Source organism: Streptomyces sp. PU-14G, from assembly GCF_041028275.1.
Taxonomy (GTDB): Bacteria; Actinomycetota; Actinomycetes; order Streptomycetales; family Streptomycetaceae; genus Streptomyces.
Genome location: NZ_JASKYT010000027.1, coordinates 17,371 through 36,217, shown reverse-complemented (window position 1 = coordinate 36,217; position 18,847 = coordinate 17,371). Strand labels below are relative to the sequence as shown.

Sequence of the window (18,847 nt, the reverse complement as noted above, 5' to 3'; positions counted from 1 at the left end):
CCTCCACCCCGCCCGCCGCCTCTCCGAGCACCCGGAATCCGGGCCCCCGCTCCAGCATGGCCCGCAGTCCGTCGCGGACCACCGGATGGTCGTCGACGAGCAGCACGGAGACGGGCTCTGGCCCGGGCGGTGGTTGTTCAGTCGTCATGGCGGACCAACGGTACGCGAGCGGAGACGGCCGTCCCGCCGCCCGGCTCCGACTCGATCTCGACCGTGCCGGCGAGGCGTTCGGCCCTGGCGCGCATGCCGCCCAGTCCGAACCCCCCGTGCGTCCCCGGGCGCTCGCGGACCGCGCGCGGGTCGAAGCCCCGGCCGTCGTCGCGGATGTCCAGGGTGACTTCGTCGCCCATGTACGAGAGCGTGACGCCCGCCCGGGTGGCTCGGGCGTGCCGGTCGACGTTGGTGAGCGCCTCCTGGGCGATGCGCAGCAAGGTGGCCTCCAGCTCGGTGTGCAGCGGCTCGAAGGCTCCGGTGACGGTGAAGTCCGCCCGCACCCCGGCGGAGCGTGCCCACGCGCCGGTGGCCTTCTCCAGCGCCGCGGGCAGCGCGTCGTGTTCGAGCTCCCTGGGGGCGAGGTTCTGTACCGAGCGGCGGGCCTGTGCGAGGCTCTGGCGGGCCAGTTGACTGGCCAGGCCCACGTGCGGGCGGGCGGCCTCGTGCGACGCGCTGTCCAAGGCGGCCTGGAGCTGGGTGATGATCCCGGTCAGCCCCTGGGCGAGCGTGTCGTGGATCTCCGCCGCCAGCCTGCGCCGCTCGTCGCTGATACCGGCTTCCCGCGCCTGGAGGAGCAGTTGGGCGTGCAGTCCCGCGTTCTCCTCCAGTGCCTGTTCGAGCCGGGCGTTGGTGCGGCCCAGTTCGGCGATGGTGGCCTCCCTCGCGCGGGCGCTCTCGTCCTCCTGCTGCGCCAGTCGGGCGAAGTAGAGCACCAGCGAGGCGTTCAGCAGGAAGAGCGCGGCGAAGATCAGCCAGCCCACCAGGGGTCCGGGCGGCAGACCTCCGGACTGGGATCCGGCCATGGTGGCCGCGTTGGTGAGGAGCCCGGCGCGCACCCAGCGCTTCGGCAGCCGGCGGCCGGCGTCGAAGTATCCGGCCACCGCGTAGAGCGCGCAGAACGGGTTGAGCAGTGTCAGCACTCCGGCGAGCACCGTGCGGGTGACGTAGTAGAAGGCACCGAGCGGTCCCGGCCCCGGTGCCGTGCGCACCGCCCGTCCCCACCACAGCTGGAGGGCGAGCGCCGCCAGGCCGAGCACGGCGGCGGCCACCGCCTCGCCCTCGGTCATCAACTCGGTCCGGGTCGCCGCCGTCAGGGCCGCGCTCAGGGCGAGGAGCGCGTAGGGCCCCCACCGGAAGAACCGGTCCCAGCCCTTGAGCAGGGCCGCCGCCTGCTGGTGTGCGGGCTCCGCCGCGCCGGCCTCGGTCATGGCTCCAGTCTCACCCGCGCGCGGCGCCGCGAGGACGTCGGCTACTCCCAGCGGAACCGGCGCACCGCCGTCCGCACGAAGACCGCTGTCCACAGCGCCGTCACCCCCAGGTGCGTCCAGCCGGGCCAGGTGCCCGTCGCCGCCTGGTCGAGGGCCTGGGAGGCCGCGCCGAAGGGGGTGAACTCGACGAGGTGGCGGAGGGTGTCCGGCATCGCCTGGACCGGGACCCACACTCCGGCGGTGAACATCATGGGGAAGAAGGCGAGGGTGCCGACCGTCTGAGCGATCTTCGTGGTTCTGGCGGTCGCGCTGAGCACGGCACCGAGGGAGAGGGCAGCGCCCGCGGTCAAGGCGGCGGCCACCAGGTATCCGGCGAGTTGCCTGGGCAGTGCCACGCCGAAGGCGAGCCGCCCGACGGCCAAGGCGAGGAGTACCGAGGCGGCGCTGGCGCAGCCGTGGAGCACGATCTGGGCGGTCAGCAGGTGGCGGGGCCGGGCGGGGGTGGCGCGGAGTCTGCGCAGGATGCCGCGTTCGCGGTAGCCCGTCAGGATGCTCGGCATCGTCTGGACGCCGGAGACGATCATCGACAGCAGGACGGCCACCGGGACGTACAGGTCCACCGTCCGCCGCCCTCCGAGCTCGGCGGACGCCTCGCGGAAGGAGGGGACGCAGCCGAGGATGGTCAGCAGCGCGGGCGGGAAGACGACGACCCAGAAGAGCGCGCCGGGCTCGCGCAGGAAGAGCCGGAACTCGGTGCGCAGGACGGCCGCCAGGGCGGACGGGGCCCGTCCTGGCCTGGTGCCGTTCCGGGGTGCGGCCGGGGGCGGGGCGGACGGGTGCGCGGTCGTCATGTCAGGTTCTCCTGGTGGGCGTGCGCCGTCTCGGGCGCTGCGGGCCCGGTGCCGGTCAGGTCGAGGAAGGCGTCGTCCAGCGACGCGTCTTTGACGCGCAGTTGGCCCGCGGTGATGCGGCGCCGCGCCAGGGTGGTCAGGAGCGCGTCGACCGTCTCGTCCGTGCCGTGCAGGGTGACGCGGGGCCCTTGGGTCCGGACCGAGCGGGCTCCGGGAAGTGCGCTCAGCTCCGCTTCCGGCACCGGCTGCGAGGGGGTGAAGGCGATGACCGTGGGGTCGGCCTTCCGGCTGATCAGCTCGGCCGGGGTGCCCAGCGCGGCCAGCCGGCCCCTGTCGATGACGGCGACCCGGTCGCACAGCCGCTGGGCCTCCTCCATGAGGTGGGTGACCAGCAGCACCGTCACGCCGGAGGCGCGGATGTCCTCGACCAGTTCCCACACCGTCCGGCGGGCCCTGGGGTCCAGGCCGGTCGTCAGCTCGTCCAGCACCACGGCCCGGGGGTCGCCGATGAGGGCCAGGGCGATGAACAGCCGCTGTTTCTGGCCGCCGGACAGTGCGCCGAACCGCACGTCGAGGCGGTCTTCGAGCCCCAGCTTCGTGGCGAGGGAGCGCCAGTCGGCGGGGTGCCGGTAGAACGCGGCGTACATCCGCAGCGCCTCGCCCACCGTGATCTTGGGTTGCAGCCGGCTCTCCTGGAGCTGGGCGCCGAGGAGTTGTGTGACGTCGTCGTGGTCGGCGACGGGGTCCAGGCCCGCGACGCGGACCCGCCCGGCGTCGGGGGCGCGCAGCCCCTCCACGCACTCGACCGTGGTGGTCTTGCCCGCGCCGTTCGGGCCGAGGACGCCGAAGATCTCGCCCTCCTCGACACAGAAGCTCACCCCGTCCACGACCGGGTGCCCGCCGTACTCCTTGCGCAGCCCGCTGACTTCGATGAGTGGCATGGCACGAGCGTGCCGCCGCGGGCGCCGTGCGCACATCGCCCAACGCTCTCGTCCTGGCATCGACCGATCGGTTGATGCCAGGACTACGACCGGGCCGCGGTGCTGCCCCCGCCGCCGCTACGGGGCGGACCGGCTCGGTGTGCCCGGTTGTGTGCTGCCGCCGCTGGGGGCCCGGCCGGTCGCCGTGCCGCTCGCGGAGCCGTCACCGCCGTCGTTCCCGCTGGAGGAGGGCGAGGACGGCGGGTCCTGCGTGGTCGGGTCGTCGGTGGGCGGGTCCGAAGGGTCGTCGGAGGTGGGCGGGTCCGAAGGATCGTCCGAGGTGGGCGGGTCGTCCGGTGAGGAGGGCGGGTCCTGTGGCGAGGACGGCGCATCGTCGCCCGGGTCGCTGGAGGACTCCTGGGGGGAGCTGGGGGTGCTCTTGCCTGGGCTGGTCTCGTCCCTGGGCGACTCGCTCTTCTTCGCACCGGAGGCCGGACCCTCGGTGTCTCGGGAAGGGGTGCCCGCGGCCGGCTGGCGGTGGTCGGGGGCACCGGTGCCACCGCTGTCACCGGGGGCCTCGTCACCGGGTGCGTTGTCCTGCTCCTCCTTGGAGGTCGAGGAGTCGGGCCGCACGGTGCCGGGTGTGCTGTCGTCGGAGACGGTGCCCAGGGTGACGACGGTGCCGAGGACGGCGGCGAGCAGGGCGCCCGCGCCCGCTGCCGCCATGTTCCGCTTGCTGCTGGCGAAGGCACGCCAGCCGCGCGGCGCGCCGTGCCGTCCGCTCCGGCCCGGTCCGCCGTCGCGGCCGGCGCCCGCCGCGCCGGAGGAGGCGAACGCCTGGTCGGACGGGGAGATCAGCGTGCCGCCCGGTGCCTGCTCCGCGGAGCCGCCGGGTGCCTGGTCCGCGGAGCCGGCCGAGGCGACGACCGCGGTGGTCGCGCCGGTGGAGACGGACGGCGTGACCGCCGTGCCCGGCTGTGGCGCCTCCGTGGTGGCCTCTTCGGCCGGAGACATCGGCGCGTTCGCCGGTGTCTGCCGCGGCGGTGCCCCGAACGCTGCTCCGGACGCGCCCGCGGCACCGGCAGCCGAGGCGGCACCCGGAGAGGCGAGCCGGTCGGTCACCAGCGCGAGCGCCCGGCGGCCCGCGACCATGCCGCGCTGCTCGGCGAGGGTGCCCCGCAGCGCGATCGCGGCCTCCAGCTCGGTACGCGCCCGCTCCGGATTGCCCGCGGCCAGCGCCAGGACGCCCAGCTCGTGGTGGAAGTAGGCCTCTTCGGCGAGCTCGCCCGAGGCGCGGGCCGACTCCTGTCCGCAGCGCAGCATCCGCTCCCAGGCGCTCCAGCGCATCCCCGCCGCGAGGACCGGCGCCGCGGTGCGGGCCAGCAGCACGGCGGCGCTGGAGCTGCCGCCGTGGTGGGCGCCGCGGGCGGCGGCGAGCAGCGCGTCGGCCTCCTGGGTGACCCGGTCCGCGCTGACGGACGGGTGTCCCGCCCACCAGGTGTAGTGCTGTGCGGCGGCCAGCGCGTGGGCGTCGCGGCCCTCGCCGTAGCCGGCCTCCGCGAGCTGTCCAGCGACGCCCGCCGCCAGCTTGAAGTGGTCGCCCGCGGGGCTGATCAGGCCGAAGGCCAGCAGTTCGGTCGCGCTGTCGTCGGCGTCCGGGTCGCCGGTGAGCGCGGGCAGGTGGGTGGGGTGCGGGAGCTCGCCGTCGAGCGCGAGGGCGAGGCGCAGCGCCTCCCGGCCCGCTTCGGGGAGGGCGGCGGCCAGCGGGGGCGCGAGGGCGGCGTCGCCGGCGAGTCCTGGGACGACACCGCCGTCCGCTTGCAGCCGCAGCAGTGCGCCGGCCTGGACGAAGCGCAGCGCCAGGCCTTCCGAGTCGAACCAGAGTCCGGCCGCCCAGTCGGCTTCCTCGTCGGTGAGCTGCCGGTGGATGGCCCGCTCCAGCAGGTCGAGGCAGGCGGTGCGGCTCAGTCCTGCCAGGAAGACCTCTTCGACGCAGGAGTCCGCGGCGGGCGCGGCCACGTGGGGGGTGGCGGCGAAGAGGAAGGCGCACTCGGGGGTGGCCCGCAGCAGTTCGTCGAGGGCTGCGCCGCCGAACTCCAGGTCGTCGACGAGCACGATGGCACCGACCCCGGCCAGGGCCCGCACCAGTTCCGTCTTGCCGGGGCGGTGCAGGGGGGCGCTGTGCACGGCCGCGAACAGGTCGTACATCAGGTCGCTGGGGGTGCGGCGGTGGCCGCTGAGGCGGACGACACCGTCGGGGGCGAGGCGGGCGACGTCCTCGGCGACGACGTCGAGGAGGACGCTGCGGCCTGATCCTGCGGGCCCGGTGAGCCGCACGGAGCGGCCCCGGGTCAGCAGCCGGACCAGCCGCTCGCGTTCCTCGTCCCGCTCGACCAGGCTGCCGGGCGGCAGCTTCGCCGCGGCGGTCGGGGTCTCGGCCACCGGCCGGTCGGGCGGGGCGAGCTTGGGCGGCGCGTCGTGCCGGGTGCCGGGCGGGCAGGGTTCGACCTCGCTGCCGTCGACGGGGTTGACCGTCACGAGGTACTGCTCGGCGACGAGCCGCACGGCCCTGGCCGCCTCGCCGGCGGGGCGGCCGGCGTCGGGGGCCGGGCCGCTGTGGCCGTGCGCGTCGCCGGTGGGCTCGTGCTGGTCCCCGTGCGGGGGTCGGTCGCTGGCGTGCCGATCCATCGTCATGTCTCCCAAGAACAGATGTCGCGACCGGCCACCCGAGCGGGGTCGGTCCGGCGCGCGCTCTCCATTCTCCAGGAAGCGGAGCGGTACGGAGGCGGGACCGACGGGATTGTCATGGGTTCGCCAGGAGGCCGGTACTGGCGGACCCCTCGGGACCTGCGGCCTGGCCGCGCGCCGGCCTGGGCTCGATGGCCAGGATCCGGTGCAGCCGGGTGGCCACCAGCACGCGCTGCATCTGCGGCGGCACCTTCCGTAGTACGAGTCTCCTGCCGCAACGCCCGGCGCGGCGGTGCGCGCCCATGATCACGCCGAGCCCCGTGGCGTCCCACGAGTCGAGCCCGGCGAGGTCGAGCACGAGATCGCCGTCGCCCGCGTCGACAGCGGCGTGCAGGACCGTACGGGCGTCCGCGGCACTGCGGACGTCGAGACGACCTCCGACGACCAGCTCGGCGTGGTCGCCCCTGATGTGCATATGTGCTCCCGGAGTGGTGTCCGTGGCGTGCATCCTTGACGTGTGTTCCGGCGAGCCGTCAGCGCTGCCGGGGCGGTCCTTCCGGTGGCTCCCCGCTCGCCGGGGAGCCCCTACGCCGACGCGCCGGTGTGTCCGCCGGGCCGCCGGGCCGGTGTGTCCGACGAGCCGGTGGTGTGCCGTCGGACGGGCGGCTCCGAGGCGGCCCCGGGTCCGCTTGCGCGACGGCCCACTCCGGATGACGGGCAACGGTGCGTCCGAGTTGCCGTCCGTTTCCCGACCGATACGGAGTTTCACCCTTGCGGGCGAGTGCGTCCCGGCCGCGAGGCGTTCCCGACCGGGGGACGCTTCCCCCGCTCGGGGGAGCGACCGGGGGGGGCGGCGGGGTCAGTGCTCGTAGAAGCCCTGTCCGCTCTTGCGTCCGAGGTCGCCCGCGTCGACCATCCGCCGCATCGACTCCGGCGGAGCGAACTTGCCGTCCCGGGACTCGGTGTAGATGTTCTCCGTGGCGTGCAACAGGATGTCGACGCCGGTCAGGTCGGCGGTGGCCAGCGGGCCCATGGCGTGGCCGAAGCCGAGCCTGCACGCGGTGTCGATGTCCTCCGCCGAGGCGACACCCGACTCGTGCAGCTTGGCGGCCTCGACCACGAGCGCCGAGATGAGCCGGGTGGTGACGAAGCCGGCGACGTCGCGGTTGACGACGACACACGTCTTGCCGACCGACTCGGCGAACCCCCGCGCGAGGGCGAGCGTCTCGTCGCTGGTCTTGTGGCCGCGCACCAGTTCGCACAGCGCCATCATCGGCACCGGCGAGAAGAAGTGCGTGCCCACCACCCGCTCGGGGCGTTCCGTGGCTGCCGCGATCTTGGTGATCGGGATGGCGGAGGTGTTCGAGGCGAGGACGGCGTGCTCGCCGGCGAGCTTGTCGAGCGCCGCGAAGATCTCCCGCTTGACCTCGATCTTCTCGAAGACGGCCTCCACCACGACGTCCGCGTCGGCCACCGCGTCCAGGTCCGTGGTGGTGGTGATGCGTCCCAGCGCCGCCTCGGCGTCGGCCGCCGCCAGCTTGCCCTTGGAGACGAACTTGTCGTAGGACGCCTTGATCCCGTCGGTACCGCGGGCGAGCGCCTCGTCCGTCACATCGCGGAGCATCACGTCCCAGCCCGCCTGAGCGGAGACCTGCGCGATTCCGGAGCCCATGAGGCCGGCCCCGATGACGGCGAGCTTCTTCGCCACGTTCTTCCCCTCACTTCGTCCCGCCGGGCGACCAGCCCGCGCCGATGCGTACGCTTCGCGCCCCGTGAATGTCCGCCTGTTGGGCGGACATTAGCGCTTCTTCGCAAGCCGTGGGCGGGATAGAGACACGCATCACGTCTCACATGGCGGACATCACACCGTCGGGCGCGGGAGTCTGGGCGGGCGTCAGCGAGCGGGCTTCCTCGCGTAGTTGAGAAGCGCGTCGGTGACCAGGGACTCGTAGGCGTCCAGTCTGGCGAGCGCGTCCCCGGCGGCCCGTTCGGGTGAGACGCCGTCGGCGACGCTGAGCGTGGCGCGCCGCGTCACGAGGTTGATCAGGTTCACCAGTTCGTAGGCGACGAGCTCGGGCATGGGGTCCTCGGGGCCCGCGCCGGTCTCGGCCTCCAGGGTCTGCCGCAGCCGGTCGGCGGTGCGGTGGTGGAGCACCATCAGGCGCGCGACCAGCGCGGGCGACTCCCGCACGACGCGCATGAAGTCGCCGAAGCCCTCCCTGATGCCCGCGTACAGGTTCCGCTCGGCGATGTCCTCGCGCAGCCTCCCCAGCACCGCGGCGGCGGCGGACTGGCCCGGCGCGCGGTCCCGCACCAGGGCGGCGGTGCGGTCGATCATCTCCTCCTCGCGGTCGAAGAAGAGGTCCTCCTTGGCCGGGAAGTAGTTGTAGACCGTGTTGACCGAGACGTCGGCGGCCTCGGCGATCTCGGAGATGGTCACCGCGTCGAAGCCGCGCGCCATGAAGAGGCCCGTGGCGATGTCGGAGATCCGCGTCCTGGTCTCCCTCTTCTTCCGCTCCCTGCGGCCCTCTTTCGGTGCCGTGCCGGCGTCCGGTGCGGCGCCTGGTGCGGACGCGGCGTCGGCGTTCGGTGCAGTACTGGCCATGGCATCACGGTACAGCCTCAGTGGGGGAGGTGAAACCTTGGGGGCATTGCAAAATTTAAGCGGCTCTGTTTTCCTGTCGGCATGCCAGCAGCCATCCACACCACCGGGCTGTCCCGGACCTTCCGCGCCAAGAACCGCACCATCGAAGCCGTACGCGGCATCGACCTGACCGTCGAACAGGGCGAGATCCTCGGCTTCCTCGGCCCGAACGGCGCGGGCAAGACCACCACGCTCCGCATGCTGACCACGCTGCTCGCGCCCACCTCGGGCACCGCGACCGTCGCGGGCCACGACCTGATCGCCGACCCGACGGGCGTGCGGAAACGCATCGGATACGTCGCACAGACCGGCGGCGTCGACCCCGTCGTCAGCGTCCGCGAGGAGCTCACCACCCAGGCCCGCCTCTACCGCCTCGGCAAGGCGGAAGCCGTCCGCCGCACGGACGAGTTGGCGGGGGAGCTGGATCTCGAAGACCTGCTCGACCGCCCCTGCCGGGCACTGTCCGGCGGTCAGCGGCGGCGCCTCGACATCGCCATGGCGCTCACCCACGAACCCAGCCTGCTCTTCCTCGACGAGCCGACGACGGGCCTCGACCCCGGCAGCCGCGCCGACCTGTGGCAGCTCGTGCGGCGCCTGCGGGAGCAGCGCGGGATGACCGTCTTCTTGACCACCCACTACCTGGACGAGGCCGACGCGCTCGCCGACCGGCTGGTGGTCGTGGACGACGGCCGCGTCGCCGCGGAGGGCACCCCGGCCGAACTCAAGGAGACCTACGGCGGCTCCGTGGAGGCCAGCCTCCAGGACGCCTTCCTCGCCCTGACCGGACGCGAGGCGCGCCGCGAGTCCGAGCGCGCACCCGTGGCCGTGTGACTTTGCCCCTCCCCCGAAGGAACCGACACCACATGTCCCACCTGCTCACCGACACCGGCATCATCGCGGGACGCTACGTCCGGCAGACGCTGGCCTCCCGCCTGGGCGTGCTGTTCGGGCTGCTCCAACCGCTGCTTTTCCTGGTCTTCTTCGGCCCCCTGCTGTCCGACATCGACCTCGGCGGCGCCGGCGACTCCTGGCAGACACTGGTGCCAGGCCTCCTCGTCCAGCTCGGGCTGTTCTCCTCCGCGTTCGCCGGGTTCACCCTCCTGATCGAGAAGCACCACGGCGTGGTGGAGCGCATGCGCGTCACCCCCGTCAGCAGGCTCGCCCTGCTGCTGGGGCGCCTGGTGCGCGACGTGCTCCAGCTGTTCGCCCAGTCGCTCCTGCTCGTCCTGGTAGGCGTCGCCTTCGGACTGCGCACCCCGGTGGCGGGGGTGGCCATCGGCTTCGTCCTCGTCGGCGTCCTGGCCGCCTCGCTCGCCTCGCTGTCGTACGCGCTGGCCATGCGGGTCAGCTCACCGCAGGAGTTCGCGCCGGTCATCAACTCGCTGAACCTGCCGGCCGTCCTGCTCTCCGGCATCCTGCTGCCGATGGCGCTGGCACCGGGCTGGCTGGACGCCGTGTCGCACTTCGTGCCGTTCAGGTACGTCGTCGACGCCGTGCGCGACGCCTTCCTGGGGCACTACGCGGACGGAACCCTCGCCCTCGGCGCCGTGGTCGCCCTCGCGCTCGCCGCCGTCTCGCTGGGCCTGGGCACCCAGGTGTTCAGGAGAGCCGGCGCGTAGGTGCGCGCGCCCGCCCCCGCGCTCCTCGCCGGGGGCGGGCCGACAGGCCGGGCGGCGCCCTTCCACGTGCGGGTACGCGGGCTACGCTCGCAGCATGGTGAACCTCACGCGGATCTACACCCGTACCGGCGACAAGGGCACGACGGCACTCGGCGACATGAGCCGTACGGCCAAGACCGACACCCGCATCGCGGCGTACGCGGACGCCAACGAGGCCAACGCCGCGCTCGGGACCGCGCTGGCGATGGGCGGCCTCGACGAGGAGGTCCGCACCGTCCTGCTGCGCGTCCAAAACGACCTGTTCGACGTGGGGGCCGACCTGGCCACCCCCGTCGTGGAGGACCCCGAGTTCCCGCCGCTGCGCGTCGAGCAGGCCTACATCGACAAGCTGGAGGCCGACTGCGACCGGTTCCTGGAGGACCTGGAGAAGCTGCGCTCCTTCATCCTCCCGGGCGGCACCGCGGGCGCCGCGCTGCTGCACCAGGCGTGCACCGTCGTCCGCCGCGCCGAGCGCTCCACCTGGGCCGCCTTCCAGGAGCACGGCGAGACGATGAACCCACTGACCGCCACCTACCTCAACCGCCTCTCCGACCTGCTGTTCATCCTCGCCCGTACGGCCAACAAGTCCGTCGGCGACGTGCTGTGGGTGCCGGGGGGCGAGCGGTGAGCCCCGCTCGGGGCCGGCGGCCCGCGCTGCTGATGGACCTGGGCGGCGTGGTGGTCGAGGACAAACTCCCGGCCGCCTCCGCCAAGTGGGCGGCGCGGCTGGGCATCAGCGAGCGGGACTTCGTGACCGCCGTGTACGCGGGCAACGACACGGAGGTGCTCGTCGGCCGGATGGACGGGCCCCAGTGGTGGTCGGTGGTGCGCGAACGTCTCGGGCTGGACGCGGCGGCGGTCACCGAGCTGCGGGACGACCTGGCGGCCGACCCCGTGTACGACCAGGAGCTGCTCGACGCGGTGGCGGCGCTGCGCGCCAGTGCGGCCACCGCGTTCGTCAGCAACGCCTGGCCCGACGCCCGCCCCCACCTCGGCGCGGTGCTGCCGGCCGCGGAAGTCGCCGTGCTCTCCTGCGAGGTGGGGTACGCCAAACCGGACCCGCGCATCTACACGCACACCCTGGACTTGCTGGACGCGGCGGCGTCCGACGCACTGTTCGTCGACGACGTGGCCCGCAACGTCGAGGCGGCGAGGTCACTGGGCATGACGGGACACCTGCACACCGATTCCGCCAGTACGCTCGCCGCGCTCGACGCGTTCGCCTCCCGCTTCCCCCGGGCCAGCGAAAACCGGCCCTGAGGCAACGAGTACCGTTTCCGCATGGCCATACCGGGGGCGCAGCCGCAGCAGCCGTACTCACAGCTACCCACCTCGACCGCGATGCCCGCGTACCAGTTCAACCCGTACGCGCAGCCGCACACTCCGCCCACCGGACCGCCCGGGCCCCCGTCGGGAACGCCGCCGCCGCGCTCGGGCGCACCGCGCTGGCTGTGGGCGCTGGGCGGCGTGGTCCTCGCGTCCGTCACCTGGGCGGCGACCCTCATGGCCACCGGCGCGCTCGACCGAAGCGCCAACGAGGCGACGCCCGACTACAAGGGCTACCGCTACCACCACGACATGTGCGCCACGGCGGAGCTGAAGTCCTTCCAGAGCGAGTACGAGATCCAGGAGCCCTCGCAGGAGCAGCCGGACGGCTATCACTCGCGGCAGAAGGGCCTCGACGTCAGCCGGTGCATGCCCACCATGATCCCCCACGGCGAGACGTCGAAGACCACCCCTCCGACCGCCTACGTGACCACCACCGTGAACTGGCACAAGAAGACCGACCCCGGCAAGGAGTTCGCCTCCCGCGTGCGGACCTGGGAGGACCAGAAGACCGCCACGCACGAGTTCGAGGTCTCCCCCCTCAAGGGCTTCGGTGACGAGGCCTACCTGGTCCAGGAGAAGAGCGACCACGCGCTGCAAAGTCTCCAGTTGGTGATGCGGGCGGGCTGGATGACGTACGAGATGAGGTGGGACTGGTACGGCGGCGGCATCGGCGACGACTACGACCCGCCGTCCGCCGCCTCCGTGCTCCGCTGGATGAAGTCCGACACCCGCGCCACGCTCGCGGCCCTGAAGAAGCCGGACACCAAGGAGGTGCCAGGCCGCGACCCGGGCGCCTGACCTGGCACCCGGGACCCGCCCGCCACCGCGCCCCAGTGCGGCGATGGCGGGCGCGCTGCGGGGCCCTCAGCGAGAGGCGCCGTCCGTGGCGCCCTCGGGGGCCCGCTTGGGCCACACCGTGTAACTGGCCCCGATGACCAGGCTGATCCCCGCCACCAGCCCCATGCGGGCCTGCCACGCGTGCAGCGGCTCGGTCTGCGAGCCGTCACCGACGTACCAGACGGCCAGTTGGAGGAGCCCGGCCGCGATGGCCGCGGCGCCGACACCGCGTGCGGCCATCTTCCACTCGTGGACGGCCCGCGGCGTCCCGTACCGGGGCGGCTTCGCCGGGCGCGGCCCGCGGCCGAGCCGGTGCGCGGCATGGCCGTCGGCCCACTTCACCATGTAGTGCCCGTGGGTCGCGGTGAAGCCGATGTAGACGGCGGCCAGCCCGTGCTTCCAGTCCGGTTCCGCGCCGTTCTTCAGATCGATCGCGGTGACGACCAGCAGCACGACCTCCAGCAGCGGCTCGCACAGCAGCACCGCCGCCCCGGCGCGGGGCATCCTGGCCAGGTAGCGCAGCGCGAGGCCGGCTGCCAGCAGTACCCAGAAGCCGACTTCGCTGACGACGATCAGCGTCACGATCATGTTGGGGGCCCTCCAGGCGTCTGTCACGGCGCGGACGTGCCCCACCACAGTGGCCCGCGCGGTCGCGGCGGCGCGTCGTCGGGCGTGACGATTCACCTGGCGCGCGACTGCATCGAAAGATGCAGTCGCACCCGGCCGGTGCTCGGCCCGGTGGAGGAGGCCCGGCACGGGACAATGGGGCCATGACCACCGCCGCAGCCACCGCGCCGACGCGCGTGCCGCGCTCCTGGCGTCCCCACCGCGACGACGTGCTCGTCGCGCTCTCCGGTGCCGTCGGCGGCCTGCTGCTGTGGGCGTTCGATCTGGCCAGCGCCCCGCTCGTGGCGCGCGGCCCCCACTGGCTGGCACTGGTGCCGCTGGCCGTGATGTGTCTGGCCGCGCTGGTCCGCCGCACGGCGCAGCCCTACGCGCTGCTCGTCGGTCTCCTGGCGCAGACGGCCGACCTGTTGACGGGCTCGCTGCTGGCCACCCTCGTGCTGTTCACCGACCTGCTCTACGCCGGCGTGCTCTACGGCTCGGCCCGGTTCTCCCGCGCGGTGCTGCGCGGCTCGGTGGCCGTCACCGTGCTCTTCTCCGGCTGGCTGCTGATCGCCTTCCACCGTGCGGAGACGCTGCTGCTCATGGCCGCCTGCGCGGGTGTGCTGCTGGTGCCCACCACCTCCGGTGAGATGATCCGCAACCACCGGGACAAGGCGGCGGCCGAGCGGCAGCGGGCCGAGCAGACGGCGCTGCTCGCCGAGCTCGACCGCAAGCAGGCCATCAACGCCGAACGCACCCGCATGGCGCGCGAACTGCACGACGTCGTCGCCAACCACCTGTCGGCCATCGCCATCCACTCCACGGCCGCGCTCTCCCTCGGCGACGCCGGAGGCGGCAAGGGCAGCCAGGACGCCAACCGCGAGGCGCTGGGTGTCATCCGCGAGAACAGTGTGCAGGGCCTGGCGGAGATGCGCCGCCTCATCGGCCTGCTGCGCAACGCGACCGGCGCCGACGAGCCCACCGCGACGCCCTCGCTCGACGGTCTCGACGCCCTGCTGGAGCGGGCCCGTGCGATGGCCGGGGATGGCCGCACGTTCGTCCTCTCCGACCGGCGCGCACCTGGTGACGCGCCGCTTCCCACCCCCGTCGAACTGGCCGCCTACCGGGTCGTTCAGGAGGCGGTCACCAACGCGCTCAAGCACGCCGCGCTGGGCGAGGTCACCGTCACCGTCGCACCGCACCCCGACCCGGGCCCCGGCGGCGGACTGAGCCTGCGCGTCACCAGTCCGCTGGAAGAGCGGGACGAGCACGGCGGCCCCCCGCGTGCTCCGGGCGCCGGAGCCGGCCTGACCGGCATGCGGGAGCGCGTCGAACTGCTGGACGGCACCCTGACCGCGGGCCCGTCCACGGCGTCCGGGAGCAGACGCGTCTGGGACGTCCATGCCGTGCTGCCCGCGCAGGAGGAGACGGGCCGCACGCCGGGAACCGCACGCGGAGACCGCCGCAACGAGCCCAGGGAGACCGAAACATGACGCACGACGGCACCGGGAGCGGGGCAGCCCAGCCCGAACAGGCCGAGCACGGCGGAAGCCGGCCCGGAGGGGCGGCCGGGCCGCACGCGCCCATCCGCGTCCTCGTCGCCGAGGACCAGCAGGCCGTACGTGCCGGAATCGTCCTCATCCTCCGGCACGCCGAAGGCATCGACGTCGTCGGTGAGGCGGGTGACGGCGAGGAGGCGGTGCGGCTCGCGCACGCCCTGGAGCCCGACGTCGTGCTGATGGACATCCAGATGCCGCGCCTCGACGGCGTGAGCGCCACCCGCCGCATCGCCGAGGCCGGCCTCGGCGACGTGCTGGTGCTGACCACCTTCGACCACGACAGCTACGTCTTCGGAGCCCTGCGCGCGGGCGCCGCCGGGTTCCTGCTCAAGGACAGCGAGGCCGCCGCGGTCGTCGAGGCCGTCCGCACCGTCGCCCGGGGCGACGGCATGATCGCGCCCGCCGTGACCCGCAGGCTGATCGCCGAGTTCGCCGGCGGCGGACCGTCGAAGGCCGCACCCGCCCCGCAGGAGACTCCGCCGGGCATGAGTGGGCTGACCCGCCGCGAGCGCGAGGTTCTCGGATGCCTCGGTGAAGGCCTCTCGAACGCCGAGATCGCCGACCGTCTCACCATGGCGGAGGCCACCGTCAAGACCCACGTCAGCAGGCTGCTGGCCAAGCTGGGGCTGCGCAGCAGGACACAGGCCGCGGTTCTCGCGCAGGAGGTGGGGATCACCGCCCCGTGAGACACCGGCCGCCCTGGCGGACCCGCCGTCCGACCCCATGAGGACATCCGGACAATTGAGCGAGTCTGGATCCGCGCAGGGGGAGGTCCGCCGTGTCCGGCGTGCTCACCGGTTTCGCCGTCATCGCCGCCGTCATCGGCACCGGCTACGTCCTGGGCCGCTTCGCCCTCCTCGGGGACGGCGGACGTGAGGTCCTCACCAAGCTCGCCTTCCACGTCGCCAGCCCCGCGCTGATGTTCGAGACGCTCTCGCACGCCGACCTGACGCTTCTCGCCTCGGCACCCCTCGCCATCACCGCGCTCTCCGCAGCCGCCATGGCCGGCGGCTACGCCCTCGCCGGCGCCCTGTGCCGCTGGCCCGCCGCACCGACGACGGTCGGCGCACTGTGCTCCGGATACGTCAACGCCGGCAACCTCGGCATCCCCGTCGCCGCCTACGTACTGGGAGACGCCTCGCTGGTCGCCCCCGTGCTGCTCTTCCAACTGCTGCTGATGACACCCGTCGGACTCACCGTCCTCGACGTCACCACCTCGGGCGGCGGCGACAGCCTGCTGCGGCGCCTCACCAGCCCCCTGCGCAACCCCATCGTCGTCGGCTCGCTCGCCGGGGTCGCCGTCGCCGCCACCGGGTGGCGGGTGCCGGGCCCGGTCATGGAGCCCTTCCACCTCATCGGCGCGATGTCCGTGCCCGCCGTCCTGCTGGCCTTCGGCATCTCGCTGTACGGAAGCGCACTGCCAGGACGGGACGGCGACCGCGGACCGCTGGTGCTGTCGGTGCTGCTCAAGTCGCTCGGCCAGCCGCTCGTCGCCTGGGCCCTGGGCACCTTCGCCTTCGGCCTCACCGGCCGGGCGCTGTTCGCCGTCGTGGTGACGGCCGCGCTGCCCTCGGCGCAGAACCTGTTCGCCTACGCGAGCCGCTACGGGGTCGCCACACGGCTGGCCCGCGAGTCCATCCTGGTCTCGACCGTGCTGGCGGTCCCCGTGCTCTTCACGATCGCCGCGCTGCTGGGCTGAGGCCCTCAGCTCAGGCCACGTTGACGCGCTGGCCCGGAGGGGCCGCCTCCAGCCAGGCGAGGAACCCCGTCAGCGCGTCCTCACTGAGCGCGAGCTCGACCCGCACGTGTTCCGGCCCCACCGCGCACGCCAGCACGACCGAGTCGGACAGCAGCGCCTGCTCCTCCTCCCCCAGCGGATCGCGGCGCTCCAGAACGTCGATGGCCCCGCGCACCAGATGGCGGCGGGGCCTGGGGGCATAGGAGAAGACGCGGAACCACTCGATGCGGTCGCCGTTGTAGCGGGCGATGCCGTACGCCCAGCCTTTTCCCTTCGGGTCGGCGGCCTCCTCCTCGGGTACCGCCCACCGCAAGTTGCAGTCGAACGTTCCACCGGACCGCTGGATCAGCCGCCTGCGTACCCCGAAGGCGAAAAGCCCCGCGATCACCAGCAGAACGACCACGCCGCACAGCAGCAGAGCGAGGACCATCTTCATCGACCTCCTCGCACTCTCCGGGACCTGCCGCCGGCAAGTCTCTCAAACGCTTCTGTATGGCTTCAGCCGCGGACGGCCCCGGAGAATTCCGGGACCACCCGCGGCTGAGTGTCGTCCTGCACCGTGCGCCGCTGCGGGGCGGCGTACGTCAGCGAGCGGCCGTCACCGCTCGCAGCCGGACGTCGGCACGCCGCTCGGCGCCCTCGTCGGCCTGGGACTTGGCCTCCTCCAACGCGCGCTCCGCCCGCTCGACATCGATCTCGTCGGTCAGCTCCGCGACCTCTGCGAGCAGGGAGAGCTGGTCGTCGGCGAAGGAGATGAATCCGCCGTGCACGGCGGCGACGACGGTGCCGTTGCCGCTCTCACCACTCGTGCGGATGGTGACGGGGCCGGACTCCAGCACGCCGAGCAGCGGCTGGTGGCCGGGCATGACACCGATATCACCCGAGGAGGTGCGCGCGACGACCAGGCTGGCCTCGCCGGACCAGACCTTGCGGTCGGCGGCGACCAACTCGACGTGCAGCTCAGCCACTGTGGCTCCTCAGCTTGGGATGGGGAAAGGATAAGGGGTGCGGTGCGGGGACGGGTACGCCCACCCGCCCCGCCGCGGAGCACGACCGGCGCACATGTGCGTGCGACCGCGCGCGGAGGCACACAGGAGCGCCGCTGCCTCTCCCGCCCGGGGCCCTCAGGCCACCGGACGGAAGAGGAGAGGCGTCAGGAGACGCCGAGCTCCTTCGCCTTGGCCTTGAGGTCGTCAAGGCCACCGCACATGAAGAACGCCTGCTCGGGGAAGTGGTCGTACTCGCCGTCGGCGATCGCATTGAAGGCCGCGATCGACTCGTCCAGCGGCACGTCCGAGCCGTCCAGGCCGGTGAACTGCTTCGCCGCGTGGGTGTTCTGCGACAGGAAGCGCTCGATACGCCGGGCGCGGGACACCGTGAGCTTGTCCTCCTCGGACAGCTCGTCGATGCCGAGGATGGAGATGATGTCCTGCAGGTCCTTGTACTTCTGCAGGATCCCCTTGACGCGCTCGGCGCAGTTGTAGTGCTCCTGGGAGACGAAGCGCGGGTCCAGGATCCGGGAGGTGGAGTCCAGCGGGTCCACCGCCGGGTAGATGCCCTTCTCCGAGATCGGACGCGACAGCACGGTGGTGGCGTCCAGGTGCGCGAACGTCGTCGCCGGAGCCGGGTCCGTCAGGTCGTCCGCGGGCACGTAGATCGCCTGCATCGAGGTGATGGAGTGGCCGCGGGTCGAGGTGATGCGCTCCTGGAGCACACCCATCTCGTCCGCCAGGTTCGGCTGGTAGCCCACCGCGGAGGGCATGCGGCCCAGCAGGGTGGAGACCTCGGAACCGGCCTGGGTGAAGCGGAAGATGTTGTCGATGAAGAACAGCACGTCCTGCTTCTGCACATCGCGGAAGTACTCCGCCATGGTCAGGCCGGCCAGCGCCACGCGAAGACGGGTCCCCGGCGGCTCGTCCATCTGGCCGAAGACCAGCGCGGTCTGCGGGAGGACGCCGGACTCGTCCATCTCCTCGATCAGGTCGTTGCCCTCACGAGTGCGCTCGCCGACGCCGGCGAACACGGAAACACCCTCGTGCAGCTTGGCCACACGCATGATCATTTCCTGGATGAGCACGGTCTTGCCGACGCCCGCGCCGCCGAACAGGCCGATCTTGCCGCCCTTGACGTACGGGGTCAGCAGGTCGACGACCTTCAGACCGGTCTCGAACATCTCGGTCTTCGACTCGAGCTGGTCGAAGGCGGGCGCCTTGCGGTGGATGGACCACCGCTCGGTGACCTCGGACTCGGCCTCCGGCTCGTTCAGGATCTTGCCGAGGGTGTTGAAGACCCGGCCCTTGGTGACGTCACCGACGGGCACGGTGATGCCCGTGCCCGTGTCGGTCACCGGGGCCTGGCGGACCAGGCCGTCGGTCGGCTCCATCGAGATGGCGCGGACCACGCCCTCCCCGAGGTGCTGTGCGACCTCCAGGGTCAGGGTCTTGCGCTTGCCGTCCTCGGCCGGGTCGAGAACCTCGACCGTCAGCGCCTGGTAGATGTCCGGCATGGCGTCGACGGGGAACTCCACGTCGACGACCGGGCCGATGACCCGGGCAACGCGGCCCGTCGCAGCGGCCGTCTCAACAGTGGTGGTCAT

General features: G+C 72.8%; 20 protein-coding genes. 8 read left to right on the top strand and 12 right to left on the bottom strand.

All coding sequences use genetic code 11. From position 1 onward, the window contains the following. From AB8Z75_RS05625 to AB8Z75_RS05590, 8 genes are all read right to left on the bottom strand, one after another. A partial coding sequence (locus AB8Z75_RS05625) for a response regulator transcription factor (RefSeq protein ID WP_369200244.1) occupies nucleotides 1–148 on the bottom strand: 148 nt, incomplete at its 3' end. Next, a complete protein-coding gene (locus AB8Z75_RS05620; RefSeq protein WP_369200240.1) occupies nucleotides 138–1,421 on the bottom strand; it encodes a sensor histidine kinase in 1,284 nt (427 codons plus the stop codon). The genes AB8Z75_RS05620 and AB8Z75_RS05625, both read right to left, overlap by 11 nt. A 41-nt stretch (nucleotides 1,422–1,462) precedes the next feature. Beyond that, nucleotides 1,463–2,272: an ABC transporter permease gene (locus tag AB8Z75_RS05615; RefSeq protein ID WP_369200239.1), complete on the bottom strand. Its 810-nt coding sequence runs from the start codon at nucleotides 2,270–2,272 to the stop codon at nucleotides 1,463–1,465. Beyond that, nucleotides 2,269–3,213, bottom strand: coding sequence for an ABC transporter ATP-binding protein (locus AB8Z75_RS05610; RefSeq protein WP_369200238.1), 945 nt, complete (start codon nucleotides 3,211–3,213; stop codon nucleotides 2,269–2,271). Before AB8Z75_RS05610 ends, AB8Z75_RS05615 begins: the two co-directional genes overlap by 4 nt. Nucleotides 3,214–3,330: 117 nt before the next feature. Beyond that, on the bottom strand, nucleotides 3,331–5,880 hold the full coding sequence (locus tag AB8Z75_RS05605) for an ATP-binding protein (RefSeq protein ID WP_369200237.1): 2,550 nt from the start codon (nucleotides 5,878–5,880) through the stop codon (nucleotides 3,331–3,333). Nucleotides 5,881–5,995: 115 nt separating this feature from the next. Beyond that, nucleotides 5,996–6,355, bottom strand: a complete 360-nt coding sequence (locus tag AB8Z75_RS05600; protein ID WP_369200236.1) for an STAS domain-containing protein — start codon at nucleotides 6,353–6,355, stop codon at nucleotides 5,996–5,998. A 384-nt stretch (nucleotides 6,356–6,739) separates the two neighbouring features. After that, a complete protein-coding gene (locus AB8Z75_RS05595) occupies nucleotides 6,740–7,588 on the bottom strand; it encodes a 3-hydroxyacyl-CoA dehydrogenase family protein (protein ID WP_369200235.1) in 849 nt (282 codons plus the stop codon). Nucleotides 7,589–7,774: 186 nt separating this feature from the next. Further along, nucleotides 7,775–8,485, bottom strand: a complete 711-nt coding sequence (locus tag AB8Z75_RS05590; protein ID WP_369200234.1) for a TetR/AcrR family transcriptional regulator — start codon at nucleotides 8,483–8,485, stop codon at nucleotides 7,775–7,777. A gap of 81 nt (nucleotides 8,486–8,566) precedes the next feature. On the opposite strand from AB8Z75_RS05590, the gene AB8Z75_RS05585 reads away from it, so the two are divergent. The 5 genes from AB8Z75_RS05585 to AB8Z75_RS05565 all read left to right on the top strand — a co-directional run bounded on the left by AB8Z75_RS05585 (nucleotide 8,567) and on the right by AB8Z75_RS05565 (nucleotide 12,309). Then, nucleotides 8,567–9,355, top strand: a complete 789-nt coding sequence (locus AB8Z75_RS05585) for an ABC transporter ATP-binding protein (RefSeq protein WP_369200233.1) — start codon at nucleotides 8,567–8,569, stop codon at nucleotides 9,353–9,355. A gap of 32 nt (nucleotides 9,356–9,387) precedes the next feature. After that, a complete protein-coding gene (locus AB8Z75_RS05580; protein ID WP_369200232.1) occupies nucleotides 9,388–10,143 on the top strand; it encodes an ABC transporter permease in 756 nt (251 codons plus the stop codon). Nucleotides 10,144–10,237: 94 nt separating this feature from the next. Then, nucleotides 10,238–10,810: a cob(I)yrinic acid a,c-diamide adenosyltransferase gene (locus tag AB8Z75_RS05575; RefSeq protein ID WP_369200231.1), complete on the top strand. Its 573-nt coding sequence runs from the start codon at nucleotides 10,238–10,240 to the stop codon at nucleotides 10,808–10,810. Then, nucleotides 10,807–11,442, top strand: coding sequence for an HAD-IA family hydrolase (locus AB8Z75_RS05570; protein ID WP_369200230.1), 636 nt, complete (start codon nucleotides 10,807–10,809; stop codon nucleotides 11,440–11,442). Before AB8Z75_RS05575 ends, AB8Z75_RS05570 begins: the two co-directional genes overlap by 4 nt. A gap of 21 nt (nucleotides 11,443–11,463) precedes the next feature. Then, entirely contained in the window at nucleotides 11,464–12,309 is an 846-nt protein-coding gene (locus AB8Z75_RS05565) for a hypothetical protein (RefSeq protein ID WP_369200229.1), read from the top strand. A 66-nt stretch (nucleotides 12,310–12,375) separates the two neighbouring features. On the opposite strand, the gene AB8Z75_RS05560 is transcribed toward AB8Z75_RS05565, so the two are convergent. After that, nucleotides 12,376–12,936, bottom strand: a complete 561-nt coding sequence (locus AB8Z75_RS05560) for a hypothetical protein (protein ID WP_369200228.1) — start codon at nucleotides 12,934–12,936, stop codon at nucleotides 12,376–12,378. Between the two features lie 182 nt (nucleotides 12,937–13,118). Between AB8Z75_RS05560 and AB8Z75_RS05555 the strand changes: the two genes are divergently transcribed. The 3 genes from AB8Z75_RS05555 (at nucleotide 13,119) to AB8Z75_RS05545 (ending at nucleotide 16,212) form a co-directional block, all read left to right on the top strand. Further along, complete coding sequence (locus AB8Z75_RS05555; protein ID WP_369200227.1) at nucleotides 13,119–14,447, top strand: sensor histidine kinase; 1,329 nt, start codon at nucleotides 13,119–13,121, stop codon at nucleotides 14,445–14,447. Then, complete coding sequence (locus tag AB8Z75_RS05550) at nucleotides 14,444–15,199, top strand: response regulator (protein WP_369200226.1); 756 nt, start codon at nucleotides 14,444–14,446, stop codon at nucleotides 15,197–15,199. Before AB8Z75_RS05555 ends, AB8Z75_RS05550 begins: the two co-directional genes overlap by 4 nt. A gap of 92 nt (nucleotides 15,200–15,291) precedes the next feature. Then, a complete protein-coding gene (locus tag AB8Z75_RS05545; protein WP_369200225.1) occupies nucleotides 15,292–16,212 on the top strand; it encodes an AEC family transporter in 921 nt (306 codons plus the stop codon). A gap of 10 nt (nucleotides 16,213–16,222) precedes the next feature. Here AB8Z75_RS05545 and AB8Z75_RS05540 read toward each other — a convergent pair whose 3' ends face one another. The 3 genes from AB8Z75_RS05540 to atpD form a co-directional block, all read right to left on the bottom strand. Beyond that, nucleotides 16,223–16,681, bottom strand: coding sequence for a DUF2550 domain-containing protein (locus tag AB8Z75_RS05540; protein ID WP_369200243.1), 459 nt, complete (start codon nucleotides 16,679–16,681; stop codon nucleotides 16,223–16,225). A 154-nt stretch (nucleotides 16,682–16,835) separates the two neighbouring features. Continuing rightward, nucleotides 16,836–17,219, bottom strand: coding sequence for a F0F1 ATP synthase subunit epsilon (locus tag AB8Z75_RS05535; RefSeq protein ID WP_369200224.1), 384 nt, complete (start codon nucleotides 17,217–17,219; stop codon nucleotides 16,836–16,838). A gap of 185 nt (nucleotides 17,220–17,404) precedes the next feature. Then, complete coding sequence (gene atpD, locus AB8Z75_RS05530; RefSeq protein WP_369200223.1) at nucleotides 17,405–18,847, bottom strand: F0F1 ATP synthase subunit beta; 1,443 nt, start codon at nucleotides 18,845–18,847, stop codon at nucleotides 17,405–17,407.

Excerpts from the sequence above, each read along its gene's own strand:
- AB8Z75_RS05620 (WP_369200240.1), bottom strand. The coding sequence starts at position 1,421 with ATGACCGAGGCCGGCGCGGCGGAGCCCGCACACCAGCAGGCGGCGGCC.
- AB8Z75_RS05615 (WP_369200239.1), bottom strand. The coding sequence starts at position 2,272 with ATGACGACCGCGCACCCGTCCGCCCCGCCCCCGGCCGCACCCCGGAAC.
- AB8Z75_RS05610 (WP_369200238.1), bottom strand. The coding sequence starts at position 3,213 with ATGCCACTCATCGAAGTCAGCGGGCTGCGCAAGGAGTACGGCGGGCAC.
- AB8Z75_RS05605 (WP_369200237.1), bottom strand. The coding sequence starts at position 5,880 with ATGGATCGGCACGCCAGCGACCGACCCCCGCACGGGGACCAGCACGAG.
- AB8Z75_RS05600 (WP_369200236.1), bottom strand. The coding sequence starts at position 6,355 with ATGCACATCAGGGGCGACCACGCCGAGCTGGTCGTCGGAGGTCGTCTC.
- AB8Z75_RS05590 (WP_369200234.1), bottom strand. The coding sequence starts at position 8,485 with ATGGCCAGTACTGCACCGAACGCCGACGCCGCGTCCGCACCAGGCGCC.
- AB8Z75_RS05585 (WP_369200233.1), top strand. The coding sequence starts at position 8,567 with ATGCCAGCAGCCATCCACACCACCGGGCTGTCCCGGACCTTCCGCGCC.
- AB8Z75_RS05580 (WP_369200232.1), top strand. The coding sequence starts at position 9,388 with ATGTCCCACCTGCTCACCGACACCGGCATCATCGCGGGACGCTACGTC.
- AB8Z75_RS05575 (WP_369200231.1), top strand. The coding sequence starts at position 10,238 with ATGGTGAACCTCACGCGGATCTACACCCGTACCGGCGACAAGGGCACG.
- AB8Z75_RS05565 (WP_369200229.1), top strand. The coding sequence starts at position 11,464 with ATGGCCATACCGGGGGCGCAGCCGCAGCAGCCGTACTCACAGCTACCC.
- AB8Z75_RS05560 (WP_369200228.1), bottom strand. The coding sequence starts at position 12,936 with ATGATCGTGACGCTGATCGTCGTCAGCGAAGTCGGCTTCTGGGTACTG.
- AB8Z75_RS05555 (WP_369200227.1), top strand. The coding sequence starts at position 13,119 with ATGACCACCGCCGCAGCCACCGCGCCGACGCGCGTGCCGCGCTCCTGG.
- AB8Z75_RS05550 (WP_369200226.1), top strand. The coding sequence starts at position 14,444 with ATGACGCACGACGGCACCGGGAGCGGGGCAGCCCAGCCCGAACAGGCC.
- AB8Z75_RS05540 (WP_369200243.1), bottom strand. The coding sequence starts at position 16,681 with ATGGTCCTCGCTCTGCTGCTGTGCGGCGTGGTCGTTCTGCTGGTGATC.
- atpD (WP_369200223.1), bottom strand. The coding sequence starts at position 18,847 with ATGACCACCACTGTTGAGACGGCCGCTGCGACGGGCCGCGTTGCCCGG.